This window comes from Rhizobium sp. IBUN (assembly GCF_000510625.1).
In the GTDB taxonomy this organism is placed as follows: domain Bacteria; phylum Pseudomonadota; class Alphaproteobacteria; order Rhizobiales; family Rhizobiaceae; genus Rhizobium; species Rhizobium altiplani.
The window spans coordinates 1-1,567 of the sequence record NZ_AZNV01000097.1; the positions used below are offsets into that span (position 1 = coordinate 1).

The 1,567-nt window shown below is 55.3% G+C and carries 1 protein-coding gene; it reads left to right on the forward strand.

The annotated features are described in order from the left end of the window. Positions 1–865: 865 nt before the first annotated feature. On the forward strand, positions 866–1,567 hold a 702-nt coding region (locus tag RHIBUN_RS0132950; RefSeq protein WP_025662885.1), incomplete at its 3' end, for an isoprenylcysteine carboxylmethyltransferase family protein.

Genomic DNA, 1,567 nt, shown 5'->3' on the forward strand with positions numbered 1-1,567 from the left:
ATGAAACTCCTCATTTGAATAATCTCAAACCAGGAATCCACCAGCGCACGTCAGGTTCCATCAAACGCCGCTTTCATGGAATCGGTCGTCTAGTGCCGCCTCGGGGGGGCATATGAGCGCGGCCGGCGGGAAATAGTCGATTCGGACGTTTCCGGTCAATCACGAAACCATAGCATTGAAATGCGCATTTGAAGGGCCATCGGCGAGCGCGCGCTCGTTTCCCAAATCGGTGGGGTCATCCAAAAGAGGTAGGAACGAAAGCGCGCCCTATCCGTTTTGGGGTCGGGCTTTGCTTAATCTCTCCCAGCGAAGCCTCAATGTTCCATTGCCCCGCAACCGCGACTGCCGGGTTCAAATACAAACTCCCACCCCGCTTCCTTCAGCGGGTTTTTTTGTTAGCGGCCTTGCGTGGAACTTGGCCTCGCTCGGCGGCCGCCGACAAAAATTGGGGGTCGTGCGCGGGACTTTTACGACAGCGGGCGGCCTTGAATAGCAGCCCGTGTTCGCTCGTCCCATCTTTTCATCGAACAACTTTGAGCTTTGTTCCGAGCAACCAAGGTCGCGCATCGAAAAGATCCTGATAGCGATTTCCCTCATATGGGTCGCCATTGGCGTGGCTGACTGAGCGCTTTGTCGCAGTCACAAAGCTGATTGGGGCGTGTCGCCTAGGCGAGCCGGAACACTACCTTTGCATCAAGAGCCGCTGCAAGGAATGCGGACTGGGCCTCTCTCTGGGTTACTCCTCCTGCCACGGTACCAACGCAGGCCTGCCGCAGTATCTCGTCGTCCCATAACCTGCTAGCTTCGGGCCTGTGGAAGAACGTTCTGGAAGTGCCACGCAAAATGGATCGGGAGGGACGTTTGAATGGAGGCATCGAGCACTAACAAACCTTTTTTGCAGAAGAAACGCATCCGCGGGCTTTGGCTCGCAACGACGACCTTTTTTGTTGTCGTGTTCCTAACTCGTCCCCTGTACGCAGGAGCAGCTTTGCACCAACTATCTGAGAACATTGGCGTCGTTCTCGTCATCGCAGGTGTTCTGGGCCGTCTCTGGGCAACGCTCTACATCGGCCAACGCAAGAACAGACACCTAGTAACCACCGGCCCTTATTCCATAACCAGGAACCCGCTTTACGTTTCGTCGATGCTGGCGATACTGGGCGTGAGTTTGATGATCGGGTCCGTTTTGATCATAGCCGCTTTCGTGCCGACTTTCTTTTTTCTGTTCGCCTACGCCGCGCGGCGCGAGAGCGAATATCTCAGATCAAAATTCGGCTCTGCCTATGACGACTATGCGGCACGAACTCCATTTTTTATGCCGAACCCGCTATTGATGAAGCTGGACGCAGAAGTCACCTTCCGCACCTCGGCTTTGTCTACCGCGTTCCGTGACTCCCTTTTCTTAGTAGCGTTGATTCCTCTATGTGATCTGCTGGAGTTCCTGCAAAACGAGGGATACCTCCGAGCAGTTTTCGATCGTGTCCATTGGAGTGGTGTAGCTGACGGCTGGTTGCCGTGCTTTCCGACGTCGGGTCGGAGGGGACATCAGCGTGCCACAGCGGGCAGA